The organism is Microbacterium sp. MMO-56 (assembly GCF_037146215.1).
In the GTDB taxonomy this organism is placed as follows: domain Bacteria; phylum Actinomycetota; class Actinomycetes; order Actinomycetales; family Microbacteriaceae; genus Microbacterium.
Window position 1 is genome coordinate 1 of sequence record NZ_JBBCVW010000028.1, and the last position, 18,296, is coordinate 18,296.

19 protein-coding genes and 1 pseudogene are annotated in these 18,296 nt (G+C 67.6%); 15 read left to right on the top strand and 5 right to left on the bottom strand.

The features are described from left to right. Positions 1-87 precede the first annotated feature (87 nt). Positions 88-348, bottom strand: coding sequence for a hypothetical protein (locus tag WFI00_RS17090; RefSeq protein ID WP_336642386.1), 261 nt, complete (start codon positions 346-348; stop codon positions 88-90). A gap of 87 nt (positions 349-435) precedes the next feature. Next, positions 436-1,923, bottom strand: coding sequence for a cardiolipin synthase (gene cls / locus WFI00_RS17095; RefSeq protein WP_336627556.1), 1,488 nt, complete (start codon positions 1,921-1,923; stop codon positions 436-438). A gap of 249 nt (positions 1,924-2,172) precedes the next feature. Between cls and WFI00_RS17100 the strand changes: the two genes are divergently transcribed. Then, on the top strand, positions 2,173-2,769 hold the full coding sequence (locus WFI00_RS17100) for a hypothetical protein (protein ID WP_336633522.1): 597 nt from the start codon (positions 2,173-2,175) through the stop codon (positions 2,767-2,769). On the opposite strand, the gene WFI00_RS17105 is transcribed toward WFI00_RS17100, so the two are convergent. Genes WFI00_RS17105 through WFI00_RS17115 form a run of 3 tightly spaced genes read right to left on the bottom strand, consistent with a single transcriptional unit; the run spans position 2,748 to position 5,573 of the window. Continuing rightward, positions 2,748-3,752 (bottom strand): hypothetical protein, encoded by a 1,005-nt coding sequence (locus WFI00_RS17105; RefSeq protein WP_336627558.1) that lies wholly within the window; start codon positions 3,750-3,752, stop codon positions 2,748-2,750. The genes WFI00_RS17100 and WFI00_RS17105 overlap by 22 nt on opposite strands. After that, positions 3,740-4,894 carry a sensor histidine kinase gene (locus WFI00_RS17110; RefSeq protein WP_336633521.1) on the bottom strand — a complete coding sequence of 385 codons (1,155 nt, stop codon included), beginning with the start codon at positions 4,892-4,894 and terminating at the stop codon, positions 3,740-3,742. Before WFI00_RS17110 ends, WFI00_RS17105 begins: the two co-directional genes overlap by 13 nt. Continuing rightward, on the bottom strand, positions 4,878-5,573 hold the full coding sequence (locus tag WFI00_RS17115) for a response regulator transcription factor (RefSeq protein ID WP_336633520.1): 696 nt from the start codon (positions 5,571-5,573) through the stop codon (positions 4,878-4,880). The genes WFI00_RS17110 and WFI00_RS17115 overlap by 17 nt, the downstream gene beginning before the upstream one ends. A gap of 228 nt (positions 5,574-5,801) precedes the next feature. Here WFI00_RS17115 and WFI00_RS17120 point away from each other — a divergent pair, with 228 nt between their 5' ends. The 14 genes and pseudogenes from WFI00_RS17120 to WFI00_RS17185 all read left to right on the top strand — a co-directional run bounded on the left by WFI00_RS17120 (position 5,802) and on the right by WFI00_RS17185 (position 18,041). Next, positions 5,802-6,188: an SHOCT domain-containing protein gene (locus WFI00_RS17120; RefSeq protein WP_336627561.1), complete on the top strand. Its 387-nt coding sequence runs from the start codon at positions 5,802-5,804 to the stop codon at positions 6,186-6,188. 171 nt (positions 6,189-6,359) lie between these two features. Further along, positions 6,360-7,307: an AraC family transcriptional regulator gene (locus WFI00_RS17125; RefSeq protein WP_336627562.1), complete on the top strand. Its 948-nt coding sequence runs from the start codon at positions 6,360-6,362 to the stop codon at positions 7,305-7,307. Between the two features lie 214 nt (positions 7,308-7,521). Next, positions 7,522-8,598 carry an ArdC-like ssDNA-binding domain-containing protein gene (locus tag WFI00_RS17130; protein WP_336633519.1) on the top strand — a complete coding sequence of 359 codons (1,077 nt, stop codon included), beginning with the start codon at positions 7,522-7,524 and terminating at the stop codon, positions 8,596-8,598. Positions 8,599-8,666: 68 nt separating this feature from the next. Continuing rightward, positions 8,667-9,518 carry a bifunctional DNA primase/polymerase gene (locus WFI00_RS17135; RefSeq protein WP_336633518.1) on the top strand — a complete coding sequence of 284 codons (852 nt, stop codon included), beginning with the start codon at positions 8,667-8,669 and terminating at the stop codon, positions 9,516-9,518. Between the two features lie 50 nt (positions 9,519-9,568). Continuing rightward, entirely contained in the window at positions 9,569-10,213 is a 645-nt protein-coding gene (locus tag WFI00_RS17140; protein WP_442928341.1) for a DUF2637 domain-containing protein, read from the top strand. After that, a complete protein-coding gene (locus WFI00_RS17145; protein ID WP_336627499.1) occupies positions 10,210-10,605 on the top strand; it encodes a hypothetical protein in 396 nt (131 codons plus the stop codon). The genes WFI00_RS17140 and WFI00_RS17145 overlap by 4 nt, the downstream gene beginning before the upstream one ends. A 94-nt stretch (positions 10,606-10,699) precedes the next feature. Further along, positions 10,700-11,560 (top strand): hypothetical protein, encoded by an 861-nt coding sequence (locus WFI00_RS17150; RefSeq protein ID WP_336627500.1) that lies wholly within the window; start codon positions 10,700-10,702, stop codon positions 11,558-11,560. Beyond that, the gene (locus tag WFI00_RS17155) at positions 11,560-12,558 is read left to right on the top strand and encodes a ParB N-terminal domain-containing protein (protein WP_336627501.1); all 999 of its coding nucleotides are present in this window, start codon (positions 11,560-11,562) and stop codon (positions 12,556-12,558) included. The genes WFI00_RS17150 and WFI00_RS17155 overlap by 1 nt, the downstream gene beginning before the upstream one ends. A gap of 38 nt (positions 12,559-12,596) precedes the next feature. Continuing rightward, positions 12,597-13,277 (top strand): hypothetical protein, encoded by a 681-nt coding sequence (locus tag WFI00_RS17160; protein ID WP_336627502.1) that lies wholly within the window; start codon positions 12,597-12,599, stop codon positions 13,275-13,277. Between the two features lie 13 nt (positions 13,278-13,290). Beyond that, positions 13,291-14,496 (top strand): annotated as a pseudogene (locus WFI00_RS17165) (M23 family metallopeptidase); the annotation flags it as partial. 41 nt (positions 14,497-14,537) lie between these two features. Then, a complete protein-coding gene (locus WFI00_RS17170) occupies positions 14,538-14,804 on the top strand; it encodes a DUF6112 family protein (protein WP_336627503.1) in 267 nt (88 codons plus the stop codon). Positions 14,805-14,921: 117 nt separating this feature from the next. Further along, positions 14,922-15,191, top strand: a complete 270-nt coding sequence (locus WFI00_RS17175) for a DUF6112 family protein (RefSeq protein ID WP_336627504.1) — start codon at positions 14,922-14,924, stop codon at positions 15,189-15,191. A gap of 30 nt (positions 15,192-15,221) precedes the next feature. Continuing rightward, complete coding sequence (locus WFI00_RS17180; protein WP_336627505.1) at positions 15,222-16,571, top strand: conjugal transfer protein TrbL; 1,350 nt, start codon at positions 15,222-15,224, stop codon at positions 16,569-16,571. A 3-nt stretch (positions 16,572-16,574) separates the two neighbouring features. Beyond that, a complete protein-coding gene (locus WFI00_RS17185) occupies positions 16,575-18,041 on the top strand; it encodes an SCO6880 family protein (protein WP_336627506.1) in 1,467 nt (488 codons plus the stop codon). Positions 18,042-18,296: the final 255 nt, after the last annotated feature.

Consider the following 18,296-nt stretch of genomic DNA (forward strand, 5'->3'; position numbering starts at 1 on the left):
ACAACGTCGTCACGGAACTCGGACGGGTAGGGCTTGGGCACAGCAACATCCTTCCAGGCCCACCCCACGGGCAAGCCAGATCAGATGTCACCTACTCGTGCAGCAGTCCCAGAACTCCCGGTCGTCGAGAAGCGTGTATAGGTCGTCCTTGAGCGCCTGCAGTGTGCGCTTGTCGGTCAGCTCACCCACCCGCTCGATCGCTTGCTCGAAGAGAGCGCGTGCTCGGAGCCGGTTCTCTTCGTCATGCGCCGGAACCTGACTCGTTGGAAGGTAGATGCTGATGCTCAGGGGGTCCCGGGCAGCAGCCAATCGTTCGATGTCGGCGCGGGTGGGCATGTCGATCTGCACGGTGGTCCTTACTGTCTGTGTGGCGGCATCACCGACGTTAGGGCGCGCGCGTGCGCGGCGTATGTCCCTCGATGTAGGGAATTCCTCCTACTGCAGCGCAGAGGTGAGGCGCGCTATCGCGTCGAGCACCTTGCCTCCTAGCGGTCGCCGGGACCACGTCTCCGGATCAAGCCGAGCACTGTTCGAGCGGTAGTGGTCCTCGACGAGGCGCATGCGGCTGGTGAACTCCTGGCCGCGAACGAGCACGGACACCTCCATGTTCAGGCTGAAGGAGCGGATGTCCATGTTGCTCGAGCCGATGACCGCGACGTCGTCATCGATCGTGAAATGCTTCGAATGCAACACTGTCGGCGCACGATAGCGCCAGATCACCACGCCAGCGTCCAGCAGCGCCTCATAGTACGAACGCTGTGCATGCGCGACCAGTATCTGGTCGGCTACCTCCGACACGAACAATTCGACCTCCAGCCCACGAGAGGCCGCGGTGACCAGGGCGAGCAACGTGGACTCATCGGGCACAAAGTAGGGGCTCGTGATACTCACCCTCCTTCGAGCGTTCTGGATGAGCATCGCGAACAGTTTGAGATTGTTGTCGTTCTCGAAACTCGGCCCGCTCGGGATGACCTGCGCGTCGACACCCCGCACCACCGCGCCGCTGCCTGCTGGTGAGCCGAACGACACGGCCCCTGGCATCGCAGCCGGGTGCGTGCGCACAGCCAGGAGCTCACTGGTCTCGCTGTACCAGTCGGTGACGAAGACGGCATCAAGCTCGCCGACAATGGGACCCTCGAGCCGGACCATCAGCTCGAGCCAATGCAGCCCGCGTGCGAGGTTCTTCGGCTTGAGATATGACTCATCGATGAGATTCTGCGACCCCGTGTATCCCACCCGCCCGTCGACCACGACGAGTTTGCGATGGTTGCGTAGATCCGGTCGCTGCCACTGCCCGCGCCACGGCCGTAGCGGCAACATGGGCCGCCACTGCGCCCCCATCGCACGAAGCGACTCGACGGTTTCCTTCCGATGCGGGAACATGTGCCCCGACACGAAGTCGGACAACACTCGTACCTGTACACCGCGCGCCGCGGCGCGAGCCAGTGCGTCGAAGAGCGGGCGGGTGGTTTGATCGAGGACCAGGATGAAGAACTCGACGTGCACGAACTCGTCCGCCGCATCGATGTCAGCGATCATCGCATCGAACGACTCCCCGTAGTCCTCGATCAGAGCGGCGGTGCTGCCCCCCACCATGGGGAGCGCGCCGAGCCGTTCGTTCAGCCTGACCGCCGTACCGAGCCACTCGGGGTCACCCGACCCCGCGAGATGCTCGGTCACGCCGGAGCGTTCCAGCATCATCGCATTGACAGCGCGCTGCTTGTCGCGTCGAGCCCGAGGAAGACGGCCGAACCCGACGAGAAAGAAGGCGACGAGGCCGAGGAGAGGGATGAAGACAATCGCCAGAATCCAGGCGATTGCGGTCGCGGGCTTGCGACGCAAGGAGATCACCACCGCGGCGACAAAGCCAATGACGATGTGAACACACAGCACGACAACGCCGATGATCTCCGTGCTGGTCATGAGTTCGCTGCCCGCTCTCCATCGTTTTCGGTGGAGAATACTCCACCGAAAGACCTAGGTTCCTGCCGTTGTCTCTTCCCCTGCTACGAGGGATGCCATGGCGGGCGAGCCGAGACCTAGCGTGGAGATGTTGCCGACAAGGGCAGCATCCGTTTCTCGAGATCGGCTCCTGAGAGGTGCGCCATCCCGACTATCGACGACCTTCTCACGGCGTCCTCGCCGCTCATCGCGCTGCCTCGGACAGTCGAGGTGGAACTACGCAAGGTCGTTGACTGGATCCGCGACGAGCCCGGCTCCCCGCGCGCTCCGTCCGCCGGCCTGCGCGCGCTCGACCGTCACCGTCGAAGTCTGCTCCTGTACCTGGTGCGTCGTCTAGATCACTTCGAGGACGGCGCGCCGCTGTTCGTTGTGGCTGCCCGACGGCTACGGAGCTCGTTCCCGGACTCCGTGCACGATGGTGCGGAGAATACCGTTCGCGTATTCCGGGCGGCGCGTGCAGTGCTAACGGCCGCGGGTCGAGGTGAACCCCTCGGTGCCGAGGCGCCGGCGCTCCATCGGGCGCTGCGGATGATCGCGGCGGATGACGGCAAGCGAGACTTGGACGCCGATGACCGTGATTGGCACGTCCGCCAGCTGATCTCGTACCGAGAACCGCTCGACGCCGAGATCGTGCGCCTGGTGGCCTGGGAGCGGCTCGAGCTCGACGTCATCGCTCGGGTGCTGAAGACGTCCGGGCCATCTGTACGGGAACGGTACTTGCGCGTCCGAGCTGAACTCGCCGATCAACTCCGTCAAAGCGGTGATCTCGGCCGTCCCTCGCGGCCTCACGTGCGGGCACGCACCTGACCGTCGGCGGCGAGCAGCACCTGCTCAGAGGTGTCCCGAGTTTGGACGACAACGCTCGCCGCTGCGGCCCTGCCCTCCGGAAGATTCCGAACGGTGACGCGACCCTCGCATGTTCCTGAGATCAGCTCAACGATCCGTGTGGCGAGCGACGTCGCGATCACCGCGCCAGAAGCGGCCGGCTCACCGAGTACGACGACGATCACACCACGAGCGCGCAGACGCGCGATCGCATCAAGGAGGAGAGGGTGCTGAAGATGGGGCGCCCGGATGCGGTCGCGGATGGAGGCTTCGGTCAGCGTCAGTTCCGTGCGCATCGCATCGTCGATGGTCTCACCCGCAACGATTCTTGACAACAGGGGCGTGACCGCCGCACGGATATCGGCAAGCTCACGCCGCGAGGCCGCAACGGCCTCGTCTGATGCTGCCGCGTGCTCCGCAGCGTTTGCGGCCGCGCCGCGGTGCGCGCGCTCCTTGTGCACGATCCAACCCAGTACGAGCCGCCACACCACACCCGCGACCAAGCAGCCGACGGGGATCCCGAGAAGGAGGGCCAGACCGGAGCCAGACGGATCTCGGACGAGACCCCAGGCCAGCGCATAGCCGATGACGAGCGCACTGCCGACTCCGCCAGCCACGGGGTTGCCTCGCGGAATGAGGAAGGCGACGAGGTAGGCCGTGAAGGTTAGCGCCCATACTGTCGACACCTCTGGGGTGCGGTAGAGGACCACAACCGTGACGTAGAGCGCGATCACGGGCAGCCAGAAGACCTTGTGCCGTGGCAACGGTTGGTTGCCTGGAGTCGTGAGCAACAATCCGCCGATCGGTGCGGCGGCGTACGCTGACGCGTTGAAAAGTTCGAGCGGAGTGATCTGACCCATCAGCCCCAGCCAGACCCCGGTCGCCCACATGAACACGAAAGCCCAGCGTGCTGGCTTCGTGCCTAGACCGCCTGCAGAGGTGGATGCGGTGACTACGTCGGCCACGAGATGACCACCTCCGTCCCCTGACCCGGGTGCGACCGCACCGAAGCAGACCCGCCGATTTCCTTCATCCGGCCCATGATGCTTTCAGGAATCCCCATCCCCGATCGTGACGCTGACGCCTCAAAACCAACACCGTCGTCCTCGACGACAACCCTCACGCGTTCCGGCGACAGCGCAAGCCGTACACTCCGGGTCGCATCATGGCCCGCATGCCGCACACTGTTTCGAAGCGCCTCAGCCGCAGCAAGCGAAACCGTCTCGGCGAGGTCCCGTCGGACAGCCCCCTCGGAAGCACGCGTGTTCAGCGTGCAGTCCTCATCGATCATGCGAAGACGACCAGCGACCAGGGCGACCGCCTCGCGTACGGGAATGAGTTCCGCACCGGGCTCGTCCCCGCCAGCCGATTCGTCCAGTGCGACGAGCGTGCGAGCCGCCGCCCGCCGAAGCACCGTCGGCGGGCCACCGACGGTCTGCACCGCAGAGGAGAGCACCGACAGCACCTCGTCGTGGACGACGCGGGAGAGCTTCGCGTGTTGTTCGGCGACGACCGCAGCCCGTATCTGCCGACGCTGTTGACGGTGGGCCTCCCGCTCAAGCGCTCGCAGCCGTGTGAGTTGGTAGCGGACGCCGATGAATACCGCCACGTAGACCACGTTCCCGAGCTGAATCGGCGTCTCGTGCAGCACCCCATAAGGGACCGTGCCCAGAATCATCAGGCTGGAGAGCGCCGGGACGGAGGAGATCATCAGCGTCGTGATAACCGCGGCAACCGGGCGCATCAAGAGCAGCAGAAGTGTGACGATCGGAGGCTCGACCGTCCACAGCCAGGGAACTGCAGCGTCGAGGCTAGTCCCGTGGTACCCCAGCATCCATGTTGCCTGCAACGCGATGTACAGAGTCGGAAGCCCCCACCACACGATCGTGAGGAGGCGCGTCGGAAGCACGAGTCCGCCTACCGCAAGGACAACGATCCCCGCGACAACGACGAATGCTCCGATATTCCACCACGACGCCCAGTCGCCGAGTTCTTGCAACCTGAACGCGGTCTGATCGAGGATGACGATGCAGCCGCCGACGGCGATCAGCCAGCCGAGCGGGCGGTCGATCGTCGAGGAGATTCGGACGTCAGGGAGCTGTGTCATCGCCCGCGGGGATGAGGCCATCCTCGACCGCGCGACGATAGAGGTCGATTTTCGTCGGTGCTGAGCGGTTGGCGCTCGCGTACTTGGCGCGGATGCGGGTGATGTGGTCGAGCACGGTCTGCCGTGAGATGAAGAGGAGTGACGCCACGCGCTCTGCCGTCTCGCCCGCTGCGTAGTGTCCGAGCACCTCTGCCTCGCGGGGCGAGAGGTGCGCGTCGACGAAGTCGGGATCAAAGTCGATCACGGTTGCCCAATCGGCGGAGGCGACCACCTCACCGCGAATCATCCCGCGCACAGCCTCGACGATGACATCTGGGAACTCGGACTTGCGCACCATGCCGGCAGCTCCCGCACGTGCGGCCTCCCGAATGAGCCCAGGACGGTCGCCGGATGTGTAGACAAGTACGGGAGCATTCAGAGCGCCCAACGCACGAAGGTTTTCAGCCGGTGTGGACCTGTCAGCCAAGGTCAGATCGAGGAGGATCCCGTCGAACTGCTGGTCAAGCGCGAGCAGCTCATCAGCCGTCGTGACGGTCGCGGTAACCATGAGGTCATGCTGCGCGCTCAGCACCGACGCAACCCCGAGCATGACCGCAGGATGGTCGTCGATGATGCCAACTCGTGCCCTCATGCCCGCCTCCCAGATGGTCTCGCTCGAAGGCACGCCACTGTTCGACATCCCGTCTACGAGGATACCGGAGCCCGGAACCCGACCAGATGTCACACTCACACCCCTACTTCGAGGAGAATTCCGTGGGCACCCGTCCGGCTCCGGCGGATGCCGACCCGGAATGGCCTGCATAGAGCCGACCCCATATCTAGGGGTGGCCAATTCCACGCGTGTTGGCGATGATCCTGGTCACCTTAGGCTCTGAACGAATCCGCCCACGAGCTTATTGGAGCGTCCATGCCTTTCTGGTCGACCATCTGGGACACCATCTGGTGGTTCCTCACCGTTTTCGTCTTCATTGCCTACCTCTTCGCGCTGTTCGCGATCATCGGAGATCTGTTCCGTGATCGAAAACTGCACGGTGTCGCGAAGGCCGTTTGGCTGATCTTTCTCGTCTTCGTGCCCTTCCTGACCGCGCTCGTGTATCTCATAGCGCGTGGCAGCGGCATGGCCGAGCGATCCTCCACGGTGCAGCGCGAGGCGCAGCAGGCGGCGGACGAGTACATCCGCTCCGTCGCCCAGGCGTCGCCCGCAGCGGAAATCTCGCAGGCACGTCAGCTCCTCGACGCGGGAACGATCACCCAAGCGGAGTTTGAGCGCCTGAAGGCCAAGGCGATCACCTGATACGTCGCAGCCGAAACACCAAGCAAGCGTCGCCTGGCGGATGAACAGGCGGCGCTTGCTTGCTCGTGTCCCGGCGCGCCGCGACGACGCGCACTTGTTCAGCGCCTCCGAATCACGCGGTAGGGCGGGTCTCCGCAGCTCTTCCTCGCGCGCGCTCGAATAGGGCATCGAATGCCCAACGAACAACCCGCACCAGAGCGTGAACAGGCACCCCTGTTCTCGCCAATCGCTGCACGAACGCAATTGGTCCGCGATCCGGTGAGGCCGATCGCTTATGACTACGTAAAGATGATCGTCATCCGTAGTGGAAGCGCGACCCTCCTAAGCGGGTTCGGGCAGCAATCGCTTAGCACAGGAGACGTGGTGCTGCTTAGCGCGAATACGCTCTGCGGGATCGAACCGGATGCGCATATCACCGTGACGACGATGTTCGCGGACGCGGATTATGTGATCGATCAGATCTACTGGCAGAACGTCGGTCTCTTGGAGGACCGTCGTGCTGCTCAGGACTTCGCCGTCAAGCTGTACACCGAGGCCGTCCAGGTCATTCGGATCGGGCGAGACCGCCTCGAACTCTTGTCGCCATGGCTGGACGAGCTGGTAATGCTAAGCACCGCCAACAAGCCAGTGTCGAATTTTTACCGAATGCAGGCGCTGTGGTTCGCGATCACGCACGTGATCTCACCGTTCATCAAGACTTCGCCAGTCCGAACATCGCGAACGCAAAGGCAGACCAGGAATCCAGCCTTGCCCCGCGTGCGGAGACTCGCGCCTTTGCGCGTCGAAGTGCGTGAAGCCGAACGGATGCTACGCGCTGACCCTGCCGGACCATGGTCGGTAGGCGGTCTCGCCGCGCGGGCGAACCTGTCGAAATCCCAGTTCGGTCGTCTGTTCGTCGATGCATACGGCAAGCCTCCGATGGCCTATCTGACGATGCTTCGCGTCGAGCAAATGGCCGCAAGCCTGCGCGCCTCGGACAGTCCGATCGCGGTGGTTGCCCGTGAGGTGGGTTGGAGCGATTCTGATTTCGCAGCACTGCAGTTCAGGCGCAGCGTCGGCGTTACGCCGAGTCGATACCGAGCGATGATCCGATCCGTCAAAGAGCCGACATCCGGGTGATGCGCGCGAATGTCCGGGTGTTACCCGCAGATTGGCGCTCTTGCCGCAGCGCCGATCCTGCGCATCGTGTAGGCCGGTAAGGACTCGTCGGGTTCGTCACGGAGCCTGCCGGTCGCCATCTCGGTTCCTGTCCGTGCTGTCTTCCTGATCTTCTCGGCGTACCTCGCAGTCGCACGACCACGCACGTGTGGTCTTCGCGGAGGGAGGTCTGACGATGGCTGTGACCGAGGACGCGCGGGCGGCGCGAGATGCGAAGCTCGATGAGCTACACGAGCGGTTGACCGGCGCCGTCGAGACCCTAGTGTCCGGGCAGGACTGGGCGCGGGCGTTGGCATTCGCAGCCAGGTTCCGTTCGCGCTCGTTCAACAACACGCTGCTGATCTGGGTTCAGCACGAGGCCGCATTCGGGGCCGGTCGTGTGCCCGAGCCGATGCCGTCGTACGTCGCCGGCTACAGGCAGTGGCAGCAACTCGGCCGGCAGGTGGGGAAGGGCCAGTCGGGCTACATGATCTTCGCCCCGGTCACTGGCCGCTTCGCGTCCTCGACGCCCGCGGATGCGAGTTCATGGCGTCGGCTCGATCCGCGGGAGAAGCCGCACCCTGGCGAGGTCGTGCGCTCGAGAATGGTCGGTGCCCGACCCGCCTACGTGTGGGACGTGTCCCAGACCGCCGGCGATCCGATCCCGGAGCCACCCGCTCCGACACTGCTGGAAGGCGAAGCGCCCTCCGGGTTGTGGGATGGCCTGGCCGCGCAGGTCGCGGCGGCAGGGTTCACGCTGTTGCGGGTGCCGCACGAGGGCATGATCCACGGCGCGAACGGGATGACCGACTGGGGTGCACGTCAGGTCGCGGTGCGGGAGAACATGGACCCGGCCGCGCAGGTCAAGACGCTCGCGCACGAGCTGGCGCATGTGCTGATGCACGGCCCTGACGACGAGGACGCCCGGCAGCATCGCGGTATCGGCGAAGTCGAGGCCGAGTCCGTAGCCTTGATGATCGGCGCCGCGCACGGCATGGACACCACCGGCTACACGATCCCGTATGTCTCGACCTGGGCCGCGCGGGTCGACGGGAAGGACCCGGTTCAGGTGGTACAGGCCACCGGGGAACGCGTGCGGAAGACCGCCCTCGGCATCGTTGATCGGCTCGACACAGTTCACGTCGGTGACGGCATCCCGCCGGGTCTCGGGAACGATGCGGCGACGGCTGAGCAGCCGTCTCGGGCGACAGCGCCGATGCCGGAGCGCCAGCCAACGCTGACTGTGCAGGTGCGGGCAGGGCGGGGGCTGTGATGCCTGACGGTGACAGGCTCGCGGTACTCGCACGGGCGGGACGTGGTTGGGGGCTACCCAGCACGGCGTTGGCTCTCGCGCTGGCAGGGGTGCCGGTCTTCCCCTGTGCGCCAGGCGGCAAGACGCCGCTGATCCGCGGCGGGCGAGGGTTCCTCGACGCGACGACCGATGCGGCTCAGATTCGGGCCTGGTGGCGAGCGGCCCCGGCTGCGAACATCGGCATCCCGACCGGGGGCGTGTCCGGCCTGGTCGTCGTGGATGTCGACGTGCACGGTCCGGTCGACGGGACCGTCGCGTTCGCCCGCGCCGACGCCGCGGGTCTGGTCGACGGATGGGGGCTGCTGGTGGGCACTCCGACTGGCGGCCTGCACGCCTACTTCCCTGCGGTACCCGGGGTCGAGCAGAGGTCGTGGCAGTCTGCCAGAGCGGGCATCGATTTCCGCGGCGACGGCGGCTACATCGTCGCCGCGCCCTCGATCCGTACGATCGACGGAACCCCGACCCGCTACCGCATCGTCGCCGGAGGCAGCGGAGGTGCTCCAGTGGACGCGCTGCGGCTGCGTGACTTCCTCACCCCACCACGCGCCACCCCGCCGAGACCGTCAGCCGCGGTCATGCGCGACACGGCCGTCGAGGCGGAGCGGTTGGCGTTGTGGGTCAGCCGGCAGCGCGAGGGTGAACGGAATCGTTCATTGTTCTGGGCGGCGTGCCGCTTGGCGGAGGATGATGTCCCCCTCGCGGACGCACGGGAGGTGCTGGTGACGGCTGCGGTGCAGCCTGGCTTCGAGGAGCGTGAGATCGTCCGGACTGTCGACAGCGCCTATCGCCGCGTTCACGCGATCGCGATCCGAGACGACCGCGCAGCTCCTGCTGCGCCTAGTGTCGCTCGGCAGCGGGTGCCGGCCCGGGGGCTCTTGTGAGGGCGTGGCCAGGCCGCCAGTGGGCGGTCATCACGTCGGCGGCCGGCACGGTGTTCATCGCCGCGGGCGCGTTCTGGCTGTCGTTCACCTCGCTCGCGGATTTGGCGCGTCGGTCCGGGATCGGCGACGGACAAGCCTGGGCGTGGCCGCTGATCGTGGACGGCGTGATCGTGGTGTCCACGGTCGCGGTCGTCGCGCTCGGCGGGGAACGGGTCGCCTGGTATCCGTGGACGCTGCTCGCTGGCTCGGCGGCGGTGTCGGTGACGGCGAACTCGCTGCACGCAGTTGTCTCGGCCGACGCGGACGTCCCCGCAGGGCTGGCTGCGTCCGTCGCGGCGGTGCCACCGGTCGTGCTGCTCGCGATCACGCACCTCACCGTCATCCTCACCCGCGCCCGTCCCAGCGAGTCAGCCGACCAGACGGCAAAGACCGCGGGGGCCGTATCGGTCGCTGAGGCGCCGTTGACCGCCATGCAGGCCGGGATGGTCGCGATCACCCCGTCAATGCCCGAGCGAGCGGCGGGCCGACGCGAGAGGGCGGCGGAACTGCGCGAGTCGGGGCTGTCGAACAAGAAGATCGCGCGCGCCCTGGACGTGCATCCCTCGACCGTTGGGCGTTGGTTCGCCGACGCGCACCAATCCGATGAACCAGCGCAACCGGACTCTGGGCCGTTGCCGGAGGGAGCGACAGCATGAGCCCCAACCACCTGATGCGCGAACCATCGCCGAAGGGCATCCCTGAGCACGACCAGTCCAAGCCCGAAGCCGAGGCCTTGGAGGCGGGCACGCCTGATGCGATCAAGCAGGAGTCCGACCGCCGCGATGCGCTGCAGGAGCGGCTGAATCGGGTACGCGGCAGGGGCGTGGACTGGGTGCGCCCGACCGATCTGCTCGTCCGTTCCAGCGGAGCTCTCGCAGGGCGCGGGATCGAGTTCCAAGCCGTGCAGGGCCGCCGTTTCCGTTCGACCCTCGCGACCGGGGCACGGTCGGTGTCGGAGCGGGCAAAGCGGTTGCCGCCCGTGTCCGCGTTCGGTCGTCGCGGTCAACACGCCGAGAGTCCGGCACGGCCCGGGGTCGGGATGAGGTAGCCCGGGGTGGTGATGGGTCATGGACACCCAGGACGGCGGGGTGACGGTAGCTAGGAGCGACCGGCGCACCTGCCTGCCAGGAGGTGCCCTGACCATGACCACCACGACAACGACGGCGACCGATCCTGCCGGTGAGGACTACACCAATGGGGAGGGCCTGCGCGCCCTGCTGCGCCGGCTCCACGACGCCGGCCCCGGCGCATGGGAGCACGACCCGGTAGCCGCCGAACTGATGACCTACGCCGCGGAAAAGTACACGCCGCTGGCGCGTAAACACGGCCTGGACCCGTGGGAGGCCGCGTCAGCGGCGTTCGACGTGATGCGCACCCGCGCCGCCCGCGAAGCCGACGACCCCTGGGCCGTCGTCACCCACGCGGTGCGGATCACCTGCATCGCCGAAGAACGCGGCCAAGGGCTGCTGTGCTCGGTGCATCAAGCCCGCCGCCCGCACGTCTCCTGCTTCCACGACCCCGAACGCCTCTCCGAACGCGAGAACACCCTGTCGGACTACCACCCGGCATTCCACGTCACCGACCCCTACCACCACGACGACGAGGTGGATTCGGGTGAGCCTGCGTCGGTGACCGGCGCGGTGGAGGACGCGATTCTGTTGTTCCTGCTGCTGGGCTGGCCCGACGGCACCGCCCGACCCGCGATCGAGCACGTCTGCGAAGCCCTCGCCCGGATCGGATCACGCACCTCCACCTACGAGGTGCTGCGCCGCGACCGGCACGCCCGCGCTCTCCTTGATGTCCCTGCGGTGTCGTGGACCGTGTTGTTGCGGGTGCTGCTGGGTCGCACCACTCCCGGTTACAGCGCGACAGGCGAAGGCCGTGGCATCCTGCTGCGCCTCCTGATCGGCGAAAGCCTGCCGAGCCTGCTGGCCGACGACGGGCTCGTGGCGACCATCAGCCAGGCCGCGCCCCATACGGGGACCGGGCGGCGGAGTGCGTGATGACCACGGCGACGGGGCGCATCGAGCTGGACCGAACGGTCGAGTCGATCCAGGTCGGCCACCGGCACCGGCACGACCTCGGCGACCTCGACGCCCTCGCCGCGTCCATCGACCGCGACGGGCTGCTGCAACCCATCACGATCACCCCGGACGGTGTGCTCGTGTGCGGGGTGCGGCGACTCGCAGCGATCAAGACGCTCGGCTGGCGCACCGTCAACGTCTGGGTGCGTTCCGCCATCTCGGACCGGTTGGGGCACCTGCTGGCCGAGCAGGACGACAACCAGCTTCACAAGACCCTCACCCCACTGGAAGCCGCGGGCCTGTATCGCGAGATCAAGACGCTGATGGCCGAGGACGCGGCACGCCGGGAGGCGGCCGGGCAGTTCACGAGCGACTACCAACCGCGGTGGAAGAACGGGTCCGCCGAATCGGCGGACCCGTTGACCACCCCTCCCGGTGATGCCCGCAGGCAGGCCGCGCAGATGGTCACCGGTGCGGCGTCGTACACGCGGCTGGAACAGATCGGCTACCTCGAACGCCTTGTCGCGGACCCTGAGACGCGCGATGCGTTGCGTGCAGAAGCACGAGCCGGGCTGGCGGCCATCGAGACCGGTAGTCCGGTCGATCCGGCGTATCAGCGTGTCCGCGAACTCGAACGGAGCGGCGAGGCCGCCCGCGATGCGCATCTGCACGATCTTGCCGAACAGGCCCTTGCGCGGGTGGGGGCCGAGGCGAAGAACGGCTCGAAGAAGACGAAGAAGCCCAAGGCGCCGACGCCGGCGGTACCGGAGGCTCGGTACGCGGTGCGGGCGTTCGTGCTGACCTGGGCCGAGCTCGACTCGTGGTGGATGCACTACGACCTCGACGAACTCACCGCGCAGCTCACCGACGAGCAAGCCGAGGCGTTCTACACGACCGCGGAGGGCACCCGACGGTTCGCCAGCGACCTCCGCGCCGCGCGTGAGCGGGCTGCAATGCCGCACCTGCGCGCCGTGTGAGGCCGTGGCCTGTAGCGGTCGGGGTGCACCTAAGGGGCATGAAGACCTCTCGTTCTCCGTCGCCTTCGCGTGGCCGCCTGATCGCGCTGATTGCCGCGGGGGTCGTGCTGCTGCTCCTCGCCGGGGTCGGCATCCACGGCCTCATCGCCGGCCCGCGCGGCGCGAGCGCCCCGCACCCGGAGCTTTCACCGTCCCCGCCGTCCGCACCGTCGATGCCGGGACCGGCGTCACAGCGGATGCCGGTGGTGGTGCGATCCGCTGCCCCGGAGACGTTCGCCCGCAATGTCGCGAAGGCGATCTTCGGGTGGGACACCACGAGCGGGCTGATGCCTCTGGACTACACGTCCATCGTCCTCGACACCGGTGACCCGACCGGCACCGAACAGGCCGGCCTGGCGTCCGATGTCTCGGCGTATCTGCCGACGCGGGACGCGTGGATCGAGCTGCGCAAGCACGAAACCCGGCAACACCTCGTGATCGATCGAGTGTTCGTGCCCGCGGCGTGGGCCGACGCCGTAGCACAGGCTCAGCCGGGTCAGATCGCACCGGGCACCGGGGCGTACACGATCGAGGGCACCCGGTACCGCGACGGCGTGTGGAACGGCGAACCGGTGTCCAGCGAGCATGCGGTGTCGTTCACCGTGTTCATCGTCTGTGCACCGACCTACCCGACCTGCCATCTGCTGCGGCTGTCTCAGCTCGACAACCCGCTGCGGTGAGAGCAGGCGTCTCGTGTTCCGTAAGCTCGCCGTTCTCACGCTCGCCGCACTCTTCTTCGCGCCGGCGACTCTGCTGCTGTCGGTTGGGGTGCTGATGAACCCGGCCGCCGATGCCGCATGCTCGACCACCGGGTCGCTCTCGGTCGGAGCCGTGCCCGACAGCCTCCGGGTCACCACGGCGGACGGCTCCACGTTCACGCTGAACAAGACACAGCTCACGCATGCGGCGACGATCATCACGGTCGGCGGCCGGATCGACGGGGTCGGCCGGCCCGGGGTGAAGATCGCGCTGATGGCGGCGCTCAGCGAGTCCACGCTGCGGATGCTCGCGAACACCGGCACTTACCCCGAGTCCGCGAACTACCCCAACGACGGCAACGGCCGCGACCACGATTCCCTCGGCTTGTTCCAGATGCGCCCGCAATCCGGGTGGGGCACCGTCGCCGAACTCATGGACCCGACGTACCAAGCCCGCGCATTCTTCGGCGGCCCGACCGGCCCGAACAATGGCTCCCCCCGAGGTCTCCTCGACATTCCCGGCTGGCAGACCATGGACCCCGGGGAAGCCGCACAGTCCGTCGAGGTGTCCGCGTTCCCCTACCGCTACCGCAACAACGCACCCGTCGCGGACGTCATCCTCAACGCCCTCACCCACGCCGGTGTCTCGCGGGCGGGCTCCGCCACCGGCGGAACGACCGTTGCGGACGGCTCGTCGCGTGTGGTGTTCCCGCTGCCTGCAGGGACGTGGGTGTTGGCGTCGCCGTTCGGCCTGCGTATCCACCCGATCACCGGGGAAGCGTCGTTCCATACCGGCACCGATTTCGCCGCCCCTGAGGGGACGCCGATCCTCGCCGCCGCGGACGGTGTCGTGACCGTTGCAGGGCCGGTCGGCGGATACGGGAACCTGATCGTCATCGAGCATCACATCGACGGTCAGACGGTCGCGACCGCGTACGGGCACATGTGGGACACCGGCGTCCTCGTCCACGTCGGAGACCGGGTGACCGCCGGTCAGCACATCGGCGACGTCGGCTCCGCCGGCATGTCCACCGGCCCGCACCTGCATTTCGAGGTCCGCCCCGGCGGCACCAACGGCACGGCGATCGACGCCGCCGCGTGGCTCACCCAGCACGGCGCCGCGAACCTCCCCACCGCGACCACCGGCCCCACGACCGGATGTGAGGCCCACGGGACCACAGCTGCGCCTTGGCCGGAACCGGCGGGCCCGATCACGGCTGCACTCCCCCGCGGTGGTGCGTGATGGGCGTGTTTCCGAACTTCGGCGGGCTGGCCGGGATCGGTGATCTGAAGCAGGTCGTCGGCGCGCTGTTCATGTTCGTGGTCGTCATCGCCGTGCTCATGCTGATCGTCTCGGCGATCTGCTGGGCGATCGCCGCCGCGCACGGCAATTACTCCGCCGCCACGAAAGGCCGGGTCGGGGTGCTCGTCGCGCTCGGCGCCGCCGTGCTCGCGGGCGGCGGGGTGGCGTGGATGAACTGGCTCATCGCTCTCGGTCAACGACTCTGACGCACACCCGGACCCGCCCCCTGAGACGTGCCCGGTGATGCGGGCGAGCGAGGACGCGGCGGTCAGCACGGTGCACCTGTGGGCAGAAGCCACCTCTCGCCTGAAGGAGACACCATCGTGATCGACATTCCCCCCAACAGTTCCGGTCTTCCCGGGATCGCGGCCCTGCGCACCATCGTCGGTGCGGTGATGACGGTCGGCCTGATCCTCGCCGTCCTGGCACTGATCGTCTCAGCCGTCGTCTGGGCCTACGGCGCGAACTCCAGCAACCCGCATCTGGCCGGTCGGGGCAAGGTCGGCGTCCTCGTGTCCTGCGGTGCCGCGATCGTCTGCGGCGCGAGCGTCGCGCTCGTGAACTTCTTCTGGGGCGTCGGCCAGACCGTCTAGAACCCGGTCCGGTAGAAAGCAGGTCTTGTGATGGGCATATGCGATGTCCCCGTCATCTCCACCGTCTGCAACACCGCAGGTGAGGCGGCGGCATCGCTGGTAGCGGCGCCGTTCGACTGGCTCGCCCAGGCGATGGGCGGCGCGGCAAGCTGGCTGTTCACCGCCGTCTGGGCCGTGTTCGACACCACCACGTTGGTGAACGTGCAACGGCCCGGGTTCCTGTCGGTGTTCAACCTCGTGTTCGGCATCGCCGTGTTCGTGATGCTGCTGTTCTTCTGCCTGCAACTGATCACCGGGATGATCCGGCGTGACCCCACCGCGCTGACCCGCGCGGCGCTCGGCCTCGGGAAGGCCGTGATCGGCTCCTTCGTGGTCGTCACCCTGGTCGCGTTGCTGTTGGAGATCACCGACCAGCTCTGCGTCGGGATCATCCAAGCCGCCGGCGAGACCACCAAGACCATGGGCGACAAGATCGCCGCCCTCGTCGTTGGGCTCTCCGCGCTGTCCATCCCCGCGCCCGGGGTCGGGGCGATCATCATGATCTTCCTCGCCGGTCTCGCGATCGCAGCAGCGGCGATCGTCTGGCTGTCGCTGCTGATCCGCAAATCGCTGCTACTCGTCGCGGTCGCCCTCGCCCCGCTCGCCTTTTCCGGATCGTCGTGGGACGCGGCCCGCGGCTGGGTGAGCAAGTGGGCCATGTTCGTGATCGCCCTGATCCTGTCCAAGCTCGTGCTCGTCGTGATCTTCCTCGTCGCGATCACCCAGGTCGCGGCCCCCATCGACCTCGACCTGGCCTCCGTGTCCGACCCGCTCGCAGGGATCGTGCTGATGGCGTTGGCGGGGTTCGCGCCGTACCTGACGTACCGGTTCCTCGCGTTCGTCGGCACCGACTACTACGGGCAGGCCGCCGCCGAGGACGACGCGAAACGCGCCCTGAACCGACCCATCCCGATCCCGTCGAAGCCGTCCGGTGACGGGCCGAAGAAGGTACTCGACGGTCAAGCGAGCAGGCCCGGCGGCGGCTCTGGAGGCGGTGGTGCGGCGGCGCCGATGGCCTCCCCGACCGGCGGCTCAGCAGGGGCGACCAGTGCGAGTGCAGGGGCGGGCGCCGGGGCAGGGGCGAGTGCCGGAGCAGGCGCGGCGGGTGCCGGTGCAGCGGCGGCAGGCCCAGCGGTGGCCGTGGTCGTGGGCGCGCAGGTCGTGAAAGCCGCGGCCACCGCGGGACCGAAGGCCGGTGCGGCATTGGCCGGTCAGGGCGAGACGGTCGCCAGCGGCGCCGGACAATCCAGCGCCCCTCCGCCGCCTTCGGCACCCGCGCCGACCGCAGCGCCAAGCGTGCGCCGGGCACCCCAAACCCCGCCCAAGGCGACGAAGGAGTGACCGATGGTCAGTCATGCGAAAGAGCCCGCGCCGGGCGAGCTCGTGCCGGTGAAGTTCTCCCGCCTCACGCGCCGGGGCGTGCTGTTGGGGTTGTCGGTCGCGCAGCTCGTCACCCTCGGCATCGGCGGCCTCACCCTTATCGCCGCGTTCTACGCGGGCGGCGGGATGCTGCTCGCCTACACCGCCCCGATCTGGGTTCTCAGCGCCGCACTGACGTGGATCCCTGTCGGCGGGCGCCCGGTGGTGGAGTGGCTGCCGGTCGCGTTCTGGTGGCTGTGGCGGGTCACGGGCGGGCAACTGCTCTACCGTCGCCGGATCGTGAAGCCCCGCCCCGCCTGCACCCTCGCCCTGCCCGGCGACGTGGCCCGGCTCCGCGAATACATCGATCCGGAGACCGGGGCCTGCATGATCCGCGACCCCCACGCCGCGACGTTGACGGTCGTCTGTGACGTGACACATCCCGCGTTCGTGCTCCTCGATCCTGGCGAGCAGGAACGCCGCGTCACCACCTGGGGCCGCGCATTGGCGACGGTATGCCGGTCTGGACGGATCGCGACCCTGCAAGTCCTCGAGCGCACCCTGCCCGACTCAGGCACCGGGCTCGCGGAGTGGTGGACCACGCACGGCACCCCGGACGGCTCCTGGGCCGCCGACACCTACGCCGAGCTGATCGAACGTGCCGGGCCTGCTGGGGAACGGCACGCCACCACGATCAGCCTGAGCCTGGACATGAAGGCCGCGGCCCGGCAGATCAGAACCGCCGGCGGCGGCATCAAGGGGGCCGCCGGGGTGCTGCGGCAGGAGATGTCGACCCTGGCGTCCGCATTGCGGTCGGCCGACCTCGCCCCGTCCGGGTGGCTCGACGCCGGACAGATCGCCGTCATCCTCCGCTCCGCCTACGACCCTGCCGTCGCGTCCGCGTTGGAACGGCACGGGCAGATCGGCCGCGACCTCGCCACCGCCGGCCCGGTCGCGGTCACCGAGACCTGGGGCAACCTGCGCACCGACTCCGCCCACCACGCCGTGCTCTGGATCTCCGAATGGCCCCGAAGCCTCGTCTACCCCGGATTCACCGCCCCGATCCTGCTGTCCACCGGCATCCAGCGAGCCGTGTCGCTGATCTACACCCCGATGCGCTCCGACCAGGCCGCCCGCGACATCCGCCGCAAGAAGGTCGAGTACATCAGCGACGCCGCCCAGCGTTCCAGACTCGGGCAGATCGAAGACGCCGCCCAAACCGCGGAGTTCCAAGACGTGCTGCAACAGGAAGCGGACCTCACCGCGGGCCACGGAGTCCTGCGCGTGACCGGCCTGATCAGCGTGTCCGCGCCTACCGTCGACGAGCTGGAAGCCGCGGTTGCAGCCATCACCCAGGCTGCGATCCAGAGTTCCTGCGAAACCAGGCGGCTGGTCGGCCAGCAGGCAGCCGCGTTCACCGCAGCCGCCCTCCCACTGTGCCGCTCGGTTTGATGGGCACAAACTAGCCGACGTGGAAGTCCCGGTGCCGGCTCTCGCCATCCTCGATCCAGTGAATCCGGAGGATGGGATCACTGGACCCGCCCCATGTGAACATCAGTGGCACCCGCCGCATCTGGCCGCGATGGATGATCGTGGTGGGCTGACCCCGTTCGGTAGGTCCGGTGGTTGTGTGAGTCGTCCTGTTGCCCGGGGGTCCGGGCAGGGAGACTGGTCAGATCATGACGAACAGCAGGAAGCGTCACACTC

Bases quoted from the DNA above. Each gene is read 5' to 3' on its own strand.
- WFI00_RS17115 (WP_336633520.1), bottom strand. From the start codon at position 5,573: ATGTCGAACAGTGGCGTGCCTTCGAGCGAGACCATCTGGGAGGCGGGC.
- cls (WP_336627556.1), bottom strand. From the start codon at position 1,923: ATGACCAGCACGGAGATCATCGGCGTTGTCGTGCTGTGTGTTCACATC.
- WFI00_RS17125 (WP_336627562.1), top strand. From the start codon at position 6,360: ATGCCCAACGAACAACCCGCACCAGAGCGTGAACAGGCACCCCTGTTC.
- WFI00_RS17145 (WP_336627499.1), top strand. From the start codon at position 10,210: ATGAGCCCCAACCACCTGATGCGCGAACCATCGCCGAAGGGCATCCCT.
- WFI00_RS17120 (WP_336627561.1), top strand. From the start codon at position 5,802: ATGCCTTTCTGGTCGACCATCTGGGACACCATCTGGTGGTTCCTCACC.
- WFI00_RS17130 (WP_336633519.1), top strand. From the start codon at position 7,522: ATGGCTGTGACCGAGGACGCGCGGGCGGCGCGAGATGCGAAGCTCGAT.
- WFI00_RS17160 (WP_336627502.1), top strand. From the start codon at position 12,597: ATGAAGACCTCTCGTTCTCCGTCGCCTTCGCGTGGCCGCCTGATCGCG.
- WFI00_RS17170 (WP_336627503.1), top strand. From the start codon at position 14,538: ATGGGCGTGTTTCCGAACTTCGGCGGGCTGGCCGGGATCGGTGATCTG.
- WFI00_RS17185 (WP_336627506.1), top strand. From the start codon at position 16,575: ATGGTCAGTCATGCGAAAGAGCCCGCGCCGGGCGAGCTCGTGCCGGTG.
- WFI00_RS17180 (WP_336627505.1), top strand. From the start codon at position 15,222: ATGGGCATATGCGATGTCCCCGTCATCTCCACCGTCTGCAACACCGCA.
- WFI00_RS17150 (WP_336627500.1), top strand. From the start codon at position 10,700: ATGACCACCACGACAACGACGGCGACCGATCCTGCCGGTGAGGACTAC.
- WFI00_RS17155 (WP_336627501.1), top strand. From the start codon at position 11,560: ATGACCACGGCGACGGGGCGCATCGAGCTGGACCGAACGGTCGAGTCG.
- WFI00_RS17110 (WP_336633521.1), bottom strand. From the start codon at position 4,894: ATGACACAGCTCCCTGACGTCCGAATCTCCTCGACGATCGACCGCCCG.